Genomic DNA, 16,775 nt, shown 5'->3' with positions numbered 1-16,775 from the left:
ACAGCCTCTTTTTTGTTCTAAATTATCCCTCATCAGAATCCAGCGGTACCCTTTTTCCCATTTTCAAGAGGTAAAAGCTGGCTGTTACCAGAATTAAGAATATAATTCCGACAATCAGCGAGATACGTGTACTAGGATTAAACCACATACCAACCAAAACCAATAGTAAGAAAACAATCGTGGCATAGTTTGTATAAGGTGCAAATGGCATTTTGAAAGGATGATCTTTCATGTCTGCTGCTCGTTCTTTCCTAAATCTCAGCGAACTGATCAAAATAGCAAACCATGGAATCATTCCAGGTAAGACACTAGCACTGTATACATACACAAATATTTCTGGCGGTGCAAGATAGTTTAAGACAACCCCAATTGCTAATCCTATAAGGACAGCAATTGTACAATAAGCGGGTACGCCATTTTTGGAAACCTTAGCAAATATTTTTGGAGCTTGTCCGTTACGTGCCAATGTATATAACATCCGTCCAGAACTAAAAATCCCACTGTTACATCCAGACATCGCAGCTGTAATCACTACAAAGTTAATAATACCCGCTGCTGCTGTGATCCCGACTTTAGCAAACGTCGAGACAAAAGGGCTGCCTACTTGATCTAGCTGATCCCAAGGAAAGACGGTAACAATGACAAAAATAGCACCAATATAAAAAATGAGTATCCGCCAAATAATGGTTTTTATCGCTTTTGTAATAGTATTCTGAGGATCTTTTGCTTCTCCAGCAGTGATACCAATTAGTTCGACGCCTTGATAAGCTGCTACAACAAGAGAAAGAGCAAAAAAGAAACCTTTCCATCCTCCTGTGAAGAAACCACCATTTGACCAAAGATTTGATAAGCCGATTGCATTCCCGCCATTTCCTAAACCGAAGAAAATGAGTCCGAGGCCGGCAATAATCATTAAGATAATTGTGATAATCTTTATAAGGGCAAACCAAAACTCAAATTCGCCAAAAGATTTTACTGATATTAGATTTGCAGCCCCTAGCATAACCATGGCAATTACACCTGGAATCCAAGCAGGTAAGTCTGGGAACCAATACTGCATATACAACCCAACCGCAATAATTTCTGACATTCCGACAATTACCCATTGGAACCAATTGCTCCAGGCAGTCAGATAACCTGCCAATGGATGAATATAGTTACTTGCAAATGTAGCATAAGAACCAGTAGTTGGCTCTAAATACAACATTTCTCCCATCGAACGCATGATGAAAAAGATAAAAATCCCTGCAATTGCATAAGCTAGCATAACAGAGGGCCCTGTCCATGCTATCGTACTGGCTGAGCCCATAAATAACCCAACTCCAATTGTTCCACCCAATGCTATCATTTGAATATGACGCGCTTCTAGGCCTCTTGTTAGTTCCTTATTTGACATGATGAACTCCTCCAGATGAATGGTAAATAGCAGCGAAGAAACGCTATACTAATAGATTTTCTTTGTTATAAAACTTATATACCCTTATATTTAATAATTTGTCCCTTAATCGTGGTTCTTTTTTATTTTCTTATCTTATAATAATAAATATTCTAAAAAAACACAAATGTATTTTTAGGAAAAACAAAAATTAGAGAATACAGCTGTCTGTATTCTCTAATTTCTGTAACATTAATTTAATATTGATCAATCGTAGCACCAAGTACAGAGGCACGAATAAAATCAAGATCTTGGAAGCGTTTAAGTTCTTCTGGAGTTCCAGTAACAACTGCTCCGTTAAAACGAATCTTCCCATTGGAAGTTTGAGTGTTTTCTTCAATTCCTTTCAGAGCATTTTTAATCGTATTTTTATGATGGCCGGTTACACTCATTTCCTCCAACCTTTTGATGAACTGTTGGCTGTATGCCTCGGGATAAGGAGCTTCTTGTCCCACTTTAAATCCTAAAGCACCCCCGCCACCCTTCGTTTTCACACTATCACCAATGTTCTCCTTTTCCATCTTAGCCATTTGAGCTGATGTCGTTGTATCGGCCCATAACCAATTGACATTTTCATTCCCTAACCGTTCCTGTAGCTCTGCTGCATTAATTGGTTCCTTAAAGGAAAGGGCAATTTCAATTAATTGATTCTTATCCAAACCAACAGCAATAGTAAGTTCATCTGGTAAATAATCATAGGTCAACTTCGGATAATAAAAATCAATTTTCCTTTCATTATTAAAGTTGTTATAACGGACAGTTCGTTGTGCTTTTTCGTTATAATGATTAACTTCTATCTTTCCACTGCTATTATCAATCATATCTTTCCTTCCGAATACAGGAATTTTTTCTGTAGTTTTATTCCAAGTAATTGAACGATCTCCAAGGTTTTTTTTATATGTTGTCTCTGCAATAACACTAAAAAGATTATGGCTATAACTTGTACTCTCATACGATATATTTGCTCCGTGAATCTGAAAGTAAATAGAATCTTGGTTTCCAATCCTATTACTCAGTATGTATTGACTTCCTAATAATACAACCATCAGCAAGATGGTTGTAGAAACAACCGATATGAAGATATACATAATAATCTGCTTCTTTTTCGTTTTTTTGATAGACTTTTGTAAAGATGTATTAGTGAAAAAATCAATTTCAGCTGGTTTTGTTGGATCATCACTCATGGTTTGCCTCCTTATACACTTTTGCTAGTTGTTTTCTTGCCCTGAATAAATTCGTCTTAATCGAACTTACCTTTACTTCCAATAATTTAGAAATATCTTTATACGATAAACCCGAATGATATTTTAATAGTAAAAGCTCTTGAAAATGTGGTTTTAACTTAGAAATTGCATATCCAAGCTCATTATTTCTTTCCTTTTCAAGAAAAATCACCTCAGGAAGCTGGTTCATATCCGCCTCTACTGTCTTCGGTATAGTAACCTCATATCTTTGTTGTTTACGACACTGATCATAATAAAAATTTAATGATACACGAATCAGCCAGCTCCGTATCTTTGAAGTTTGAATCGTATCATAGTACAACAAATATTTATAAGCTGTTTCCTGTACTGCATCTTCTGCATCTGCCTGTGCGATGCCTAATTTCCGTAAATATCTATACACAATATTAAGCTCTGAACTTAACTCGTTATTTTCATCTATAACATTCATCATACCCTCCTACTTACTAGACGAATACCATCGGTAAAAGTTTACAAAAAAAGGGAATAAAGTTATAGATTAATTGAAATCATAACTTTTTCCCTTATACTTGTATTCTATTTGTTTGTTGAAAAGTTAGAATTTTACTTCCTTGCAGCCTCTATACAGAGTTCGATCGTTTCTTTTATAGCGGCTCGAACATCGTCTTTTTTATATTTTAAGATTGGCATCGTGTCATTTGGATCGATAAAGGCATCACGATTTTGGATTTCTGCTGTCATGGCTAAATGAATTCCATGTTCTTTCCCCGCAGCAGCAACCTCTTTATCATGCTCCGCTAAAGCTTTCTTCATTTGTTCTAATGGAGCAACTTGAATGATTGTGTCTTCTTGACCAAGTAAATCCGCAATGATTTGGAAGAATTCTTGGTGTTTCATATTCGTATCCGCAATGGCATATTTCTCTCCATGTTTTCCAAACTCTAAAGCACCAATGGTTGCTTCTGCCACTTGTTGAACCGTGACCATTGCTGTCCCACCCGCTAATACTGGTACGAACTCTTTTCCCTGGATTTGCGGCAGAAACATCGTCCATAACGGAAGCCTTCCAGGCATCGTACCAAATATATATGGCAGTCGAATGGACATTACATCCATTTCTCCATTACCTTCTAATATGGCAACTTCTTCTTGTAAGAGCCTTGTTCGAGGGTAGGCTTGTTCTTTTAAGTCCAGTTCCGTCCACTTTTCAGCAAAGTGTGCAAAGTAAGAACCATAGATGACAAATCTTTTCACACCAGCATCTCTAGCTAAGCGTGCCATTCTTTGCGTAGGCAGGACATTGGCCTGATAGAAAAAGGTAACAGCTGGTTCAGCAGGAACGGAACGCTCGTCCTCTCCAGCTGCATAGATAAACATATCGATACCTTCCAAAAGCTTCAATACTTCATCATCAGACATCTCATGTATATTACCTAACTGACAGTCTACGCCTGTTGGTAATAAATCTGGATGCGGCATCGGAGGTAAAGAAACAGTAGAAACTTTATATTCTCTTTTTACTAATTCTCTAATAGTATGGTAGCCAAGGAGACCCGTTCCGCCTAGAATAAATACATTTTTCATGCTAAATTCCTCCATTCGGTTTTCAAAAAATTATATAATATACATTTTAATGGTAAAGTAATTCCTTCTATTTGTATATGTATTCCAATAAAATAAGCAGGATCATGTGTACGGTATGTTACAAATTTATTTATTTTAACTGAAATCTACATTAAATCGAACTCCCCTTACATGTTCGATACCATATTATTGAACACATAACTAATTATGCTAGCATAATAGTTCTTGAATTTTTGCCTGGTAGAGGGCATTATAGAAATAGAAAACAAACCTTATACGTTACTACCATTATATGAGAGCGTATACATGTAGGTTTGTTTCAAAAAAGAATTTTGGGGGATAAAATATCTATGATTTATGCAAATCCGAATACAGAGGGATCGGTTATACAATTTAAAGAGAAGTATGATAACTTTATTGGGGGAAAATGGGTTGCACCAGTAAATGGTCAATACTTTGAAAATAAATCTCCAGTAACTGGAGAAGTTTTCACTAAAGCTGCTCGTTCTTCAGCAGAAGATATTGAATTGGCATTAGATGCAGCACATGCAGCAAAAGTAGCTTGGGGAAAAACTACTGCAGCTGAACGTGCTCGTTTATTAAATAAGATCGCTGATCGTTTAGAAGAAAATTTAGAAAAACTTGCTGTAGCGGAAACATGGGACAACGGTAAGGCAGTCCGCGAAACATTGAATGCAGATATTCCGTTAGCAATCGATCACTTCCGTTACTTTGCAAGTGCTATTCGTTCTCAAGAAGGCCGCACAACTCAACTAGATAACGATACAGTAGCTTACCACTTCCAAGAACCACTAGGTGTTGTTGGACAGATCATTCCTTGGAACTTCCCAATTCTAATGGCAGTTTGGAAAATCGCTCCAGCATTAGCAGCAGGTAACTGTATCGTCATGAAACCAGCTGAACAAACGCCTGCTTCTATTATGGTATTAATAGAAGTAATTGAAGATATCCTTCCTGCAGGTGTTCTTAATATTGTAAATGGTTTCGGTGTTGAAGTTGGTAAACCACTTGCAACGAATCCGCGTATTGCTAAAATTGCATTTACAGGTTCAACTGCTGTTGGTCGTCAAATCATGCAATATGCAACAGAAAACATCATTCCTGTAACACTTGAACTTGGTGGTAAATCACCTAACGTATTCTTTGAAGATGTTATGGATAAAGACGATTCTTATTTAGATAAAGCAATCGAAGGAATGGTTATGTTCGCATTGAACTCTGGCGAGATCTGTACGTGCCCTTCTCGTGCAATTATCCAAGAATCAATCTATGATAAATTCATGGAACGCGCATTAGAACGTGTTAAAGCGATTAAAGTGGGTAACCCGCTTGATACTGAAGTAATGATGGGAGCTCAAGCTTCTAGTCAACAAAAAGAAAAAATCTTATCTTACATCCAACTTGGTCAAGAAGAGGGCGCTGAATTACTAATCGGTGGAGCAGAAAACAAAATTGACGGTCTTGAAAATGGTAATTACATCGAACCAACTGTATTTAAAGGAAACAATAAAATGCGCATCTTCCAAGAAGAAATTTTCGGACCGGTTCTTGCTGTTACTACATTTAAAGACTTCGATGAAGCGATGGAAATTGCAAACGATACTCTTTACGGCTTAGGAGCTGGTGTATGGTCACGCAGCGGAGATCTTGCTTACCGTGCAGGACGTGGTATCGAAGCTGGCCGTGTATGGACTAACACTTATCACCAATACCCTGCAGGCGCAGCATTCGGTGGTTTCAAATTGTCAGGTATCGGCCGTGAAAACCACGCTATGATGCTGGATCACTATCAACAAACAAAATGTCTACTAGTAAGCTACGCTAAAGACGCTCAAGGATTCTTCTAAATCGAAAGGATACGATAAAACATGATAGAACGTGTTATTGCTACAGACGAAGCACTTAGATTAATAGAAACTATTAAAAAAGTACATGGACCTATCATGTTTTATCAATCTGGCGGCTGTTGTGACGGATCTTCTCCAATGTGCTATAGAGAAGGAGACTTTAAACTAGGCGATTCAGATATCTATCTAGGAACTATTGGTGCTATCCCCTTCTACATGCATAAAAGCCAATACGATTATTGGAAGCATACGCAGCTAATCATCGATGCACAAGAAGGAAGAGGCCCAGATTTTTCACTTGATAGCGTGGAAGATCAGCATTTCATTACGCGCTCGCGGGTTTTCACAGATGAAGAATACGATGAAGTGAAGCAAGTTTTATAACAAAAGAGCTGTCCTCAAAGTCTAAATTGACTTGAGAGCAGCTCTTTTTTCCAAAAATGTTGTTTTATTCATTTCTTACCTTTTTAAGATTAAAATACCCTATAGGTAGACTTTTCAACGGTCTATTCTATAGGGTCAAACTGTTATCTATTTTCTTATTTTTTCGTAAAAACCACTTTTTCTAAACTTGAGATATTGATTTGATCTCCTGCTTTAAGTGTCTTAGTCACACTTCTAACGGTATATTTATCAGCTTGTTTCGAAAGGATTTCATTTACTAACAGATTGTCTCCCCTGTATATAACTAAATTCCCTGATCCGCTTGGCGTTGTCATTTTGTATTTTCCAGCCTTAATATCCTTCCCAACTGTATGGTAACCAGCCGTCAACGTACTAGATAGAACGTGCGAAATCCGCGTGAATTTCACAGAATCCAAGCTCAATATTTCAATTTCGTCTCCGGATTTCAAATCGGTTGTAACCACTTTTACTCCAAAGCCATCATCTTCGCCAGTCAATATTTCATTTATATAGCGATTGGAATCGAAATAATCATTTCCTGTGATGAACAAATTGCCGTTGCCGAAACTTGTCGTAATTTTGTAACGTCCTGTTTTTATATCCTTACCTGCTTTCCAAGTACCTGCACGTAAGGTTTTCACGTAAGGTTTTGCTTTCACTTTGATGGTTGCCATGGTCTTTTTGCCATTTGTAGTAGTAGCGGTAATTTTTGCTGTACCTACACCAACAGCTGTTACTTTTCCTTTACTGCTGACAGTTGCTATTTTTTTATTGGATGAAGACCATTTCACTGTTTTATTAACCGCTTTACTTGGACTCACCGTTGCCAATAATGTTAATGTCTTTCCTTGAACAATTGAAGTTGAAGTCTTATTTAACTTTACCGAACTTGGAACAATCGGTGATTTAACACTTACTTTAATCTTAACTGCCTTAGCACCTTTGACTGTTGCTGTAATAGTAGCGGTACCTTTCGATTTACCCGTCACCTTGCCTTTGCTACTCACCGTTGCGATCTTTTTATTTGAAGTAGACCATACTACTCCTTTATTCGTGCTATCAGCTGGTGAAACAGTTGCTGTAAGCTGTCCTGTTTTTCCTGTAGTTACAGTTAAGCTTGATTTATTTATTTTTACTGTCTTTGTAGAAACCTTTACCGTTACTCGTTTGTAGACTTTACTATTATCTTGTGCAGTTGCAGTAATAGTTGCAGAACCGTTCGCAATCCCTTTGATATTACCGTTTGAATCTACTTTTGCTGCCTTAGTGTTAGAGCTTTTCCATCGAACAGTTTTATTTGCGGCATTCGATGGAGCAATTGTCGCCTTAGCATTTACTGTTTGGTTTTTTATAATATGTAAAGAAGCTTTGCTCAACTTCAAACTTGTTGGCACAATTTTCGTTACTGTAACTTTAATACTTTCCTTAATCAATGGATTATCATTAGAAGCCACAGTAATGATTGTTGTCCCCACTTTAACTGCCTTAATTTCTCCATTTTGATTAACTGTTGCAATTTTCGGGTTAGTACTTATCCAGCTAACACTTTGATCAGCTGTCTCAATTGGATTTACAGTCGCTGTTAACTGAGCCGTCTTATATACTATTAATGATACAGCTGTTTTACTTAATGTAATACTTTGAGGAGCTTTGATCTCCTCGTCAGAAAAACTCGTGTTTTCCGCTTGTACTGAACTTCCTAAAGAGACTGATAGTAAAAACATCAGCACAAAAACAACTTTTACCCAAACATTTCTTTTCAAAAACAAAACCTTCTCTCAATTTCTTTTAAACAGAACTCATTATTCTTATAAAACATTTCTAGTAAATCAGAAGTAGTCTATTTTACACAAAAAAGTTCTGTTTTTTTAGCACATCCTAATTTTATCATCTAAATCAGTATTTTACTCCTACTATTTTATTTTTATTAACACTTCTTCTGTTCTATATTTTACTTTTTTAATATAATTATAGTGTGTCGAAAGTAACTGTTTTCTCCAAAAAAATGCTGCCACAATCGTGTGGCAGCATACTTTTTCTTTAATCAATTAGGTCCCACAAAAAGTCTGGTAAGGTCCGCACTCTTTAGGCACTGTAGCATATTCGGCCTGCTCGTCGGTATGCGCATAAGGATGTGAGAGTACTTCAAGAAGTCGTTCCATCACACTGTAGTCACCTTTTTCAACTGCGGCTTTCAGGGCTTCCTCCACCCGATGATTGCGTGGGATTACCGCAGGGTTACTGTCTTGCATCAGCTTTTTCGAAGAGTCATTCGATTCCTGCTGCCGGTCAAGTCTTGCCAGCCAACGCCTATGCCACTGTTCAAACTCTGAAGTTCCAAATAGGACCGAATCCTCTTTAGTCTCGAAGGTTAAAGCCCGAAATGTATTCGTGTAATCTGCATGATGCTTCTTCATCAGTTCGAGAAGTTCTTCTATAAGAGCTTCATCCTCTGCCTCTGCGTTAAAGAGGCCTAATTTCCCTCTCATCCCATTGATCCAATGAGAATTATAGATTTTATGGAATTCCGATATTTCCGCTTGCGCTAGTTCAACCGCCTTTTCTGGATCATCGTCGAGCAATGGCAATAGACTTTCCGCCAATCGTGCCAAATTCCATGCAGCAATATACGGCTGATTACCATAAGCATAACGGCCATGAACATCTATGGAACTGAATACAGTTTCCAAGTCATAGGAATCCATGAAAGCACAAGGACCGTAATCAATACTTTCTCCACTGATTGTCATGTTATCGGTGTTCATCACACCATGTATAAAGCCAACCAATTGCCATTTTGAAATAAGTTCAGCCTGTCGGCTAATTACTTGCTTGAGCAATGAAAGGGATCGATTCTCATCATCCTCAATATCTGGATAATGACGCCTTATTGTATAATCAACCAATGCTTGTAATTCCTCGATTGTCCTCCACTTTGCTACATATTGAAAGGTTCCTACACGAATATGGCTGGCAGCCACTCGCGTTAACACCGCGCCTGGTAATACATTTTCACGATATACCGGATCGCCAGTTTTCACGACAGCAAGGCTGCGGGAAGTGGGAATACCAAGGCCATGCATAGCTTCGCTAATAATATATTCACGCAACATCGGACCCAAAGCTGCCCGACCATCACCTCCACGAGAGTATGGCGTTCTGCCTGGCCCTTTTAATTGAATATCCACCCTCTTTCCCTCAGGTATAATCTGCTCTCCTAATAGGACGGCCCGACCATCACCTAACATGGTAAAGTTCCCGAATTGATGACCTGCGTAAGCTTGGGAAAGAGGCGTAGCACCTTCTGGAATCTCGTTTCCAGCAAGCACCGCCACACCAGCTTCGCTTTCTAAAAACTCAGCGTTCAAACCTAAGGATGCTGCTAACTGCTCATTCAGCACAATCAATTCTGGTGAACTTACCGGAGTTGGATTTGTACGGGTGAAAAGAGAGGTTGGAAGGCTGGCATAGCTATTTTCTAAGTTCCATCCTGTTTCCATAATCTTTGTCATAGGATCCCCTTTCTTCATATGGTTTTTATACTATTTTCCCTTTTTTTAGCAATAAAAACATAAGCATGTATGTAATTCCAATTGCCTGAAGTACATTTATAATGTCTGCTTATCCCTATATATTATACCGTTTCCACTTAAGGTTGACTCTTATTAAACATTAAATGTATTAGTCTCTTTAACGCAAACAACTAAAGAAACATTTAATTTACTATTACATAGGATGGCATTATTGAAATTACTTAGGGGGAGCTCTATTGATTATCTATGTAGTGAAAAGCGGCGATACGCTTTGGAAGATTGCAAACCGTTATGGCGTAACACTGGATTCAATTTCTAAACTGAACGCATTAACTGCTCCAAGTCAATTAACAATTGGTCAGTCAATTATTATTCCTTACCCTGGAACATCTCATATCGTGGAATCCGGGGAAACAGTAGCGACGATTGCCAAGCAATACGGAATTTCTATCGAGACTCTCATGGAAGCCAATCAACTTACTGATCCAAATGTGCTATATCAAGGCAGTGTTCTATACATTCCTGCCGTTAAACATCTCGTACAGCCTGGGGAGACATTGTGGGATATTTCTATCTGGTATGGAACTACCGTTCAAGCCATTATGAGTGCCAATCAAGTTGATAGTCCAAACAATATTTATTCTGGGATGACCCTGATTATTCCAAGATCAAAACGCACCATTGAAGTGAATGCTTATACCTATCAATCAAGTGAAGCGGCAGTCCAATCACTAAAAGATATTGGTCAGCTGCTTACCTATTTCAGTCCTTTTGCTTATAAAATCAAGGAAGATGGCACAATAGAAGGATTGAATGATGAAGAAATGGTTGATACAGCCCTTTCAGAAAATATTACCCCAATGATGTCCATTACCAATTTCACTTCAACAGAAGCTGGTTCTAATTTAGCCCATGTCATATTAGCAAGTCCTTCTTTACGAAAAAAAGTCATCAAGAATGTCCTGGAACTGATGGATGATAAAGGCTATACGGCATTAAACATCGACTTCGAAAATGTACTGCCCGAAGACCGAGAGAATTACAACAGATTTCTCCAATCGGCTGTTGACCTCCTTCATACTAGAGGTTATCTAGTTTCGACGGCTCTTGCACCAAAAACAAGCACAGAGCAATCCGGTGTTTTATATGAAGCACATGATTATAAAGCGCACGGGCGGATTACTGATTTTGTCGTGCTCATGACTTATGAATGGGGATATCGAATGGGACCACCGCAGGCCATCTCTCCTCTAGACCAAATGAGGAAAGTGGTTGAATATGCCCTTTCCGTTATACCAGCTGAAAAAATCTACCTAGGATTTCAAATTTATGCTCGAGATTGGCTTCTTCCACACGCTCAAGGCCAAGAAGCTGAGACATTCAGCCCCCAAGAAGCCATAAAAAGAGCGATAAAATATGGAGCTCCCATTCAATATGATCCCACAGCTCAATCCCCTTTTTACCGATATACGGATGAAAAAGGAAAAGCACATGAAGTATGGTTTGAAGATGCAAGGAGCGCCCAAGCCAAGTTTGAACTAGTTAAGGATTATAAGCTCCGCGGGATTAGTTACTGGGCACTCGGTTTTCCATATCCCCAAAACTGGACATTATTAAATGAAAACTTTACGATAAAAAAATTATCGAAATATAGTTGAACCACTATAGGTTAATAGAAAGTTTACCGCCTCCGTGTCTTAAACAAGTGAGTTTTACGAGGCGGTTCATTCTTGGAAGGCATAGTAAGATTGATCAAAACAAAAAAGCTGCCCGTCATCAGTTTTTACTGATTGTACGGACAGCACTTGCTGTTTTATTAATATGGATCTGCTTCGTGGCTTTTCTTCACCGCATCTTTTGTGGCTTTATTCGCGGCTATTGATCCTTGGCCATATCTTGATTTACCTGATTCACGACCAGGAATTTTGTCTTCGTTCTTCAAAGATTGAATTTCTTTCATTTTCATTTCGATGCCTTCCTTCACACGGCGGCCATATTCTTCATCGGCTTGTGTAAAGTGCTCAACCATTGCATCTTGAATTCGTTTATCACATATTGCAAGTGCGTTGGATAAGTTATTGATTAATTCGTCACGTTCCCAGTCCTCAAAACTGCGATATGTTTCACCTGCTTGACCATAATTATTAGGACGGTCTATCGGTGCACTCATAGCAGCCGCATTAAAGGTTGGACGATGTTGAGGACGTTCTTCTTTGTTTGCTTCTTTAAATCCGCCGATCATCGATGGTTCATAATTAATTGATGGATTATCCCCATTCTCTTTCGGATCTCGAATGTCCATTTGTCCACGATGCTGATTCGTACGTACAGGAGCTTTCGGTGCATTTACAGGCAATTTCAGATAATTTGAACCTACACGATAGCGTTGAGTATCAGAATATGAGAAGGTGCGTCCTTGTAACATTTTATCATCGGAGAAGTCCATTCCGTCTACAAGAACACCAGTACCGAATGCCGCCTGCTCGATTTCGGCATGGTAGTCCACCGGATTGCGATCTAGAACCATCCGACCAACCGGCAGCCATGGAAACTTATCTTCTGGCCAAAGTTTCGTATCATCCAGCGGATCAAAATCGAGTTCCTCATGGTAATCGTCCTCCATGATTTGCACATAGAGTTCCCACTCTGGATATTCACCGCTCTCGATTGCCTCATATAAATCTTGTGTTGCATGGGCAACGGTTTTTCCTTGAATGGAGTCCGCTTCTTCTTGTGTTAAGTTGCGGATGCCTTGTTTAGGTTCCCAATGGTACTTGACTAGGACCGCTTCCCCTTTTTCATTTACCCATTTATACGTATTTACGCCTGATCCCTGCATATGGCGATATGTAGCTGGTATGCCCCATGGAGAGAATAGGAATGTAATCATATGAGTAGCTTCTGGCGAACGGGAAACGAAATCAAACATTTGTTCAGGATTTGGCACGTTTGATGCCGGATCCACCTTAAATGCATGAATCATATCTGGAAACTTCATCGCATCACGGATAAAGAAAATTTTCAGGTTGTTCCCAACCAAATCCCAGTTCCCATCTTCCGTATACATTTTCACTGCAAAGCCGCGTGGATCCCGCGCAGTTTCTGGTGAGTCTTTCGAACCGGCTACTGTTGAGAAACGAACCATGAGCGGCGTTTTCTTGCCAGCGCCAGAGAATACTTTGGCACGAGTATATTTTTCAACTGGTTCATCGCCAACTTTTCCATATGCCTCAAAATACCCAAACGCTCCGGCACCACGTGCGTGAACGACACGCTCCGGTACCTCTTCGCGGTCGAAATGAGATATCTTTTCAATGAAATGATAGTTTTCTAGTGTTGCAGGACCACGATTGCCTATTGTCCGGATATTCTGATTATCTGTAACAGGATGTCCCTGACGTGTTGTCAACGACTCCCGTTTTACATCTTGACCGTTTGAAGCATTCTTATCTTTGTTTTCTGCCAAAATGATAACCTCCTAAAAGTAATTTCCTCACCATTTATTTACCCCAAATTTAAAGAATTAATATAGTGAAAAGGTCCTGATTAGTCAAAATGTTCAATAGATAGTAGTTCGTGATCACCTTTCATAGATTATTACTATTAAATTTCATTTTTTCAATTTATATTCCTTCACATGCTGAATGTGTATACCAATATGACCAACGCCAAGTAGTATAGCGAATGCAATCAACCATATTACTTTACCGTAAATTCCTAGCAGCAAAAAAGCCAAGACTGGCAGAATAGCGCCAGGCAGCGGAATTCCAAAAAGACTTCGATAAAAATTTTCTACTGTATGCTCATTCATAAAATACCTAATCCAGTTTATTTCATATAACATCATTAGAAAAACTGATGCTATCAACCACCAACTCCATCCTGAAAATGGAGCAATGTTAAAATCACGAAAAAACAACAGGCTGAACGTACAACATACCTGCCCAATCCGCTCAAACCAAACTAACATTTTGTTTTCTTGTTCCATGTTAAAGTCTATTGGCTTATTTTTGCTCCAAAGAGTGTTTGGAAACACTAACATAAATAGATAAATCAGACCTACATATGAAAAACCAAATTGACCAAACATATAAATACCTCCACCCTACTTCATAACTTATTTTACCAGTTATGAATAGTTACCGTTTTCATATGATGGGCGGTTTTATGAATTTTTCCAGCTAGCATCTGACAGCAAAGGGTGTAGTAAAAATATGTTTTAAAAAAGAACACCAGAAAATATTCTGATGTCCCCATTTCATTACTCTTATTTATAAACCTTCACTGGTAGATAGGTTAAGGATTGTCCGGTAGCAGAGTCCGTTAGGTTTTTTTCTAATTCAAATCCTTCTACTCGTTCAATACGAGAAAATTTCTTTACAAATGTCTCTAATCCTAGCTTCATTTCTAATCGTGCAAGTGGTGCGCCTAAACAGAAATGTGGACCGCTTCCGAAGGTTAAATGTTTTTTATTGTTCGATCGGTGGATATCGATTTCGAATGGATTCTCAAACATATCTCCATCCATATTGCAGGCACTCATCCATGCGATAACGGAATCCCCCTTTTTCAAAGGGACGCCTAATAAGTCATTATCTTGTTTTACTGTACGATCCCTTCTAGAGCTTTGGAACCGATAACGGAGCATTTCTTCAACTGTATTTGGAATTAATTCTGTATTTTTCTTTATTTCTCCATAGATAGACGTATCATCGTATAGCATAGAATAGAAAGCATTGGCGATTGCATGACTCGTTGTTTCGACACCTGCACCTAATAGTAACATGGTCGCCTGTACAATCTCTTCGTCTGTGAATTTCTCTCCCTCTACTTCTGCTCTAATTAAATCACAGATAATATCATCAGATAGATTGGAGCGTTTTTGAACAACGATTGGATATAGATATTGGAAATATTCCTTCGCTGCCTGTTCTTTTTCTTGCATAATGTCTTCTACCCGATTTTTTTCATAAGGTTGGAATAAGATATCTACCCATTCTTTGAACTGATGCTGATCTTTTATCGGAACCCCAAATAAGTCTGCAATAACCATACTAGGCAACGGAGCAGCAAAAGCTTCCACGATATTAACCGTAGCATCTACTGGTATATTCTCCACAAGGTCCGTTATAATCTGTTGAATACGTGGTTCCCAGTTTTTTAAACTGCGGGGAGTAAAAGCGGCGGCTAACAAAGAGCGACTCTTCCGATGATCAGGAGGATCTACCATTGTAATATTAGATATAGAAGTAGCTTTTTCTGGTTTTTTATTAGCTCCAACAAAAATAGCAGTTCTAGGTCCATCACTTGAAAAAAACTCATAATTACTTAATACCTGCTTAACATCTTTATATTTAAAGACATTCCATGTATTCGTTCCTTCATGATAATATACAGGATGATGGTGCAGCATTTCTTTATACCATTCTATAGGAAAAAACTCTTCAGCACGTGATTGAAAATTTGGTATCTCATTAATTGGAATGACTTCTTTATTCAAAATTATTCCTCCTCTTCTAAATAAATAGACACGGATACAAACGTATTTTTCCTCAAAAGGTAACTTCTGTGTCTATTCTCCATTCAGATTTTACTCTAAATAGAGTAATTTAGAAAAAGCAAAAAGTAATAGTTCATGGCGCCTACAATTAAATAACATATGGTCTTTCATGGGTCATACTACTCTACATGAAAGAATTAACCGCACTATATACAAAAAGAACTCATTTTGATCCAACAAAAGTCAAAATGAGTTCTTCTTAGTTAGTCAAACCTCCATATCCCAACGCTCTTGTTCCGTTTTCTTCATTTTATTCTCCGTTGCTTTTGGATAAGCTATACGGAATTTATGATGATCCGCAGGGATGATTTCAATCATTTTTTCAATCATATCTTCCGGATCAAGTTGATTCTTTAGTCCCGCATCTTGTTTTTTCATATCTTCTTTGCGTGTAAAGTTACTTGTCTCATCGAACCACTTCCACTTTTCTTCTACTGCCCTGTCGTTAAAACCAGTATTATAAGCACCTGGATTAATGGTCGCAACTTGGACACCAAATTTATTTAACTCATCCTTCAATGTTAAAGCAATTCCCTCTATAGCATGTTTAGTGGCTGCATAAGGACCTCCATATGGTGTGGTAATAATCCCAGCCATCGAACTCAAGAATATGATTTTTCCGTTTCCTTTTTCGACCAGCTTTCTTGCAGCATGCTGAACGGATTCAAGTGTCGCGAAAACATTCACTTCGAAAATTGCCCGGAATCGATCCATTGGTATTTCCCCAAGCGCACCGCCTTCATTGATCGCTGCATTTGCCACAAATATGTCAAAATCATATTCGTCAATCAACGCACGGTCCCGTTCATTTGTTATATCCAATTTAAACACGTCCATCGTTAAACCAAGCTCTTGTGCTTCACGCATAAGATCTGTTTTCTGAGATGTGATTTCTGTAGTTGCAATCACGTGATGCCCACGCTTGGCTAATCCTATTGCAGCACCTCGTCCAAGACCGCTCCCTGCACCAGTAATAAAAATTGTTTTTGCCATATAGAATTCCTCCTATTAAAGTTCACTACTATTTTTCTTCCCCGTTACTAAGGACCTAAACCTTTCAATTTCAGTGCTTAGTAGAAGTGACCCTATATCGGTGTGAAACAATCATTATCGAACTTTTCATGCTTAATTTATAACCAGGGAAAATGAGCTACTAAAAGGACTTTTACGATTAAACAGACCCCA

General features: G+C 38.5%; 13 protein-coding genes. 3 read left to right on the top strand and 10 right to left on the bottom strand.

Features of this window, described 5'->3' with window-relative positions; genetic code table 11:
- Positions 1-22 precede the first annotated feature (22 nt).
- The 4 genes from MHI18_RS14500 to MHI18_RS14485 form a co-directional block, all read right to left on the bottom strand.
- Positions 23-1,396, bottom strand: a complete 1,374-nt coding sequence (locus MHI18_RS14500) for an amino acid permease (RefSeq protein ID WP_340848347.1) — start codon at positions 1,394-1,396, stop codon at positions 23-25.
- Between the two features lie 236 nt (positions 1,397-1,632).
- Complete coding sequence (locus MHI18_RS14495; protein WP_340848346.1) at positions 1,633-2,619, bottom strand: anti sigma factor C-terminal domain-containing protein; 987 nt, start codon at positions 2,617-2,619, stop codon at positions 1,633-1,635.
- Positions 2,612-3,109: an RNA polymerase sigma factor gene (locus MHI18_RS14490; RefSeq protein ID WP_340848345.1), complete on the bottom strand. Its 498-nt coding sequence runs from the start codon at positions 3,107-3,109 to the stop codon at positions 2,612-2,614. The genes MHI18_RS14495 and MHI18_RS14490 overlap by 8 nt, the downstream gene beginning before the upstream one ends.
- Positions 3,110-3,243: 134 nt before the next feature.
- Positions 3,244-4,224, bottom strand: a complete 981-nt coding sequence (locus tag MHI18_RS14485; protein WP_340848343.1) for an NAD-dependent epimerase/dehydratase family protein — start codon at positions 4,222-4,224, stop codon at positions 3,244-3,246.
- A gap of 350 nt (positions 4,225-4,574) precedes the next feature.
- Here MHI18_RS14485 and exaC point away from each other — a divergent pair, with 350 nt between their 5' ends.
- Positions 4,575-6,092 (top strand): acetaldehyde dehydrogenase ExaC, encoded by a 1,518-nt coding sequence (gene exaC, locus MHI18_RS14480; protein ID WP_340848342.1) that lies wholly within the window; start codon positions 4,575-4,577, stop codon positions 6,090-6,092.
- 21 nt (positions 6,093-6,113) lie between these two features.
- Positions 6,114-6,476, top strand: a complete 363-nt coding sequence (locus MHI18_RS14475) for a DUF779 domain-containing protein (RefSeq protein WP_340848341.1) — start codon at positions 6,114-6,116, stop codon at positions 6,474-6,476.
- A 155-nt stretch (positions 6,477-6,631) separates the two neighbouring features.
- Here the strand turns inward: MHI18_RS14475 and MHI18_RS14470 are convergent, their stop codons facing one another.
- Both MHI18_RS14470 and MHI18_RS14465 read right to left on the bottom strand, forming a co-directional pair.
- Positions 6,632-8,260 carry an Ig-like domain-containing protein gene (locus MHI18_RS14470; RefSeq protein ID WP_340848340.1) on the bottom strand — a complete coding sequence of 543 codons (1,629 nt, stop codon included), beginning with the start codon at positions 8,258-8,260 and terminating at the stop codon, positions 6,632-6,634.
- 285 nt (positions 8,261-8,545) lie between these two features.
- A complete protein-coding gene (locus MHI18_RS14465; protein ID WP_340848339.1) occupies positions 8,546-10,009 on the bottom strand; it encodes a protein adenylyltransferase SelO in 1,464 nt (487 codons plus the stop codon).
- Positions 10,010-10,266: 257 nt separating this feature from the next.
- On the opposite strand from MHI18_RS14465, the gene MHI18_RS14460 reads away from it, so the two are divergent.
- Complete coding sequence (locus tag MHI18_RS14460) at positions 10,267-11,688, top strand: LysM peptidoglycan-binding domain-containing protein (protein ID WP_340848338.1); 1,422 nt, start codon at positions 10,267-10,269, stop codon at positions 11,686-11,688.
- Positions 11,689-11,846: 158 nt separating this feature from the next.
- Here the strand turns inward: MHI18_RS14460 and MHI18_RS14455 are convergent, their stop codons facing one another.
- The 4 genes from MHI18_RS14455 to MHI18_RS14440 all read right to left on the bottom strand — a co-directional run bounded on the left by MHI18_RS14455 (position 11,847) and on the right by MHI18_RS14440 (position 16,583).
- Positions 11,847-13,496: a catalase gene (locus tag MHI18_RS14455; RefSeq protein WP_340848336.1), complete on the bottom strand. Its 1,650-nt coding sequence runs from the start codon at positions 13,494-13,496 to the stop codon at positions 11,847-11,849.
- A 144-nt stretch (positions 13,497-13,640) separates the two neighbouring features.
- The gene (locus tag MHI18_RS14450; RefSeq protein WP_340848334.1) at positions 13,641-14,120 is read right to left on the bottom strand and encodes a hypothetical protein; all 480 of its coding nucleotides are present in this window, start codon (positions 14,118-14,120) and stop codon (positions 13,641-13,643) included.
- A 177-nt stretch (positions 14,121-14,297) separates the two neighbouring features.
- Positions 14,298-15,530, bottom strand: a complete 1,233-nt coding sequence (locus MHI18_RS14445; RefSeq protein WP_340848333.1) for a cytochrome P450 — start codon at positions 15,528-15,530, stop codon at positions 14,298-14,300.
- A gap of 267 nt (positions 15,531-15,797) precedes the next feature.
- Positions 15,798-16,583 carry an SDR family oxidoreductase gene (locus MHI18_RS14440; RefSeq protein WP_340848332.1) on the bottom strand — a complete coding sequence of 262 codons (786 nt, stop codon included), beginning with the start codon at positions 16,581-16,583 and terminating at the stop codon, positions 15,798-15,800.
- Positions 16,584-16,775: the final 192 nt, after the last annotated feature.

This window comes from Peribacillus sp. FSL H8-0477 (genome assembly GCF_038002765.1).
Classification (GTDB): Bacteria; Bacillota; Bacilli; order Bacillales; family DSM-1321; genus Peribacillus.
Note: the sequence above shows the minus strand (reverse complement) of the source record. Positions and strands in the feature narration are given on the sequence as shown.

Excerpts from the sequence above, each read along its gene's own strand:
- MHI18_RS14500 (WP_340848347.1), bottom strand. The coding sequence starts at position 1,396 with ATGTCAAATAAGGAACTAACAAGAGGCCTAGAAGCGCGTCATATTCAA.
- MHI18_RS14495 (WP_340848346.1), bottom strand. The coding sequence starts at position 2,619 with ATGAGTGATGATCCAACAAAACCAGCTGAAATTGATTTTTTCACTAAT.
- MHI18_RS14490 (WP_340848345.1), bottom strand. The coding sequence starts at position 3,109 with ATGAATGTTATAGATGAAAATAACGAGTTAAGTTCAGAGCTTAATATT.
- MHI18_RS14485 (WP_340848343.1), bottom strand. The coding sequence starts at position 4,224 with ATGAAAAATGTATTTATTCTAGGCGGAACGGGTCTCCTTGGCTACCAT.
- exaC (WP_340848342.1), top strand. The coding sequence starts at position 4,575 with ATGATTTATGCAAATCCGAATACAGAGGGATCGGTTATACAATTTAAA.
- MHI18_RS14475 (WP_340848341.1), top strand. The coding sequence starts at position 6,114 with ATGATAGAACGTGTTATTGCTACAGACGAAGCACTTAGATTAATAGAA.
- MHI18_RS14465 (WP_340848339.1), bottom strand. The coding sequence starts at position 10,009 with ATGACAAAGATTATGGAAACAGGATGGAACTTAGAAAATAGCTATGCC.
- MHI18_RS14450 (WP_340848334.1), bottom strand. The coding sequence starts at position 14,120 with ATGTTTGGTCAATTTGGTTTTTCATATGTAGGTCTGATTTATCTATTT.
- MHI18_RS14440 (WP_340848332.1), bottom strand. The coding sequence starts at position 16,583 with ATGGCAAAAACAATTTTTATTACTGGTGCAGGGAGCGGTCTTGGACGA.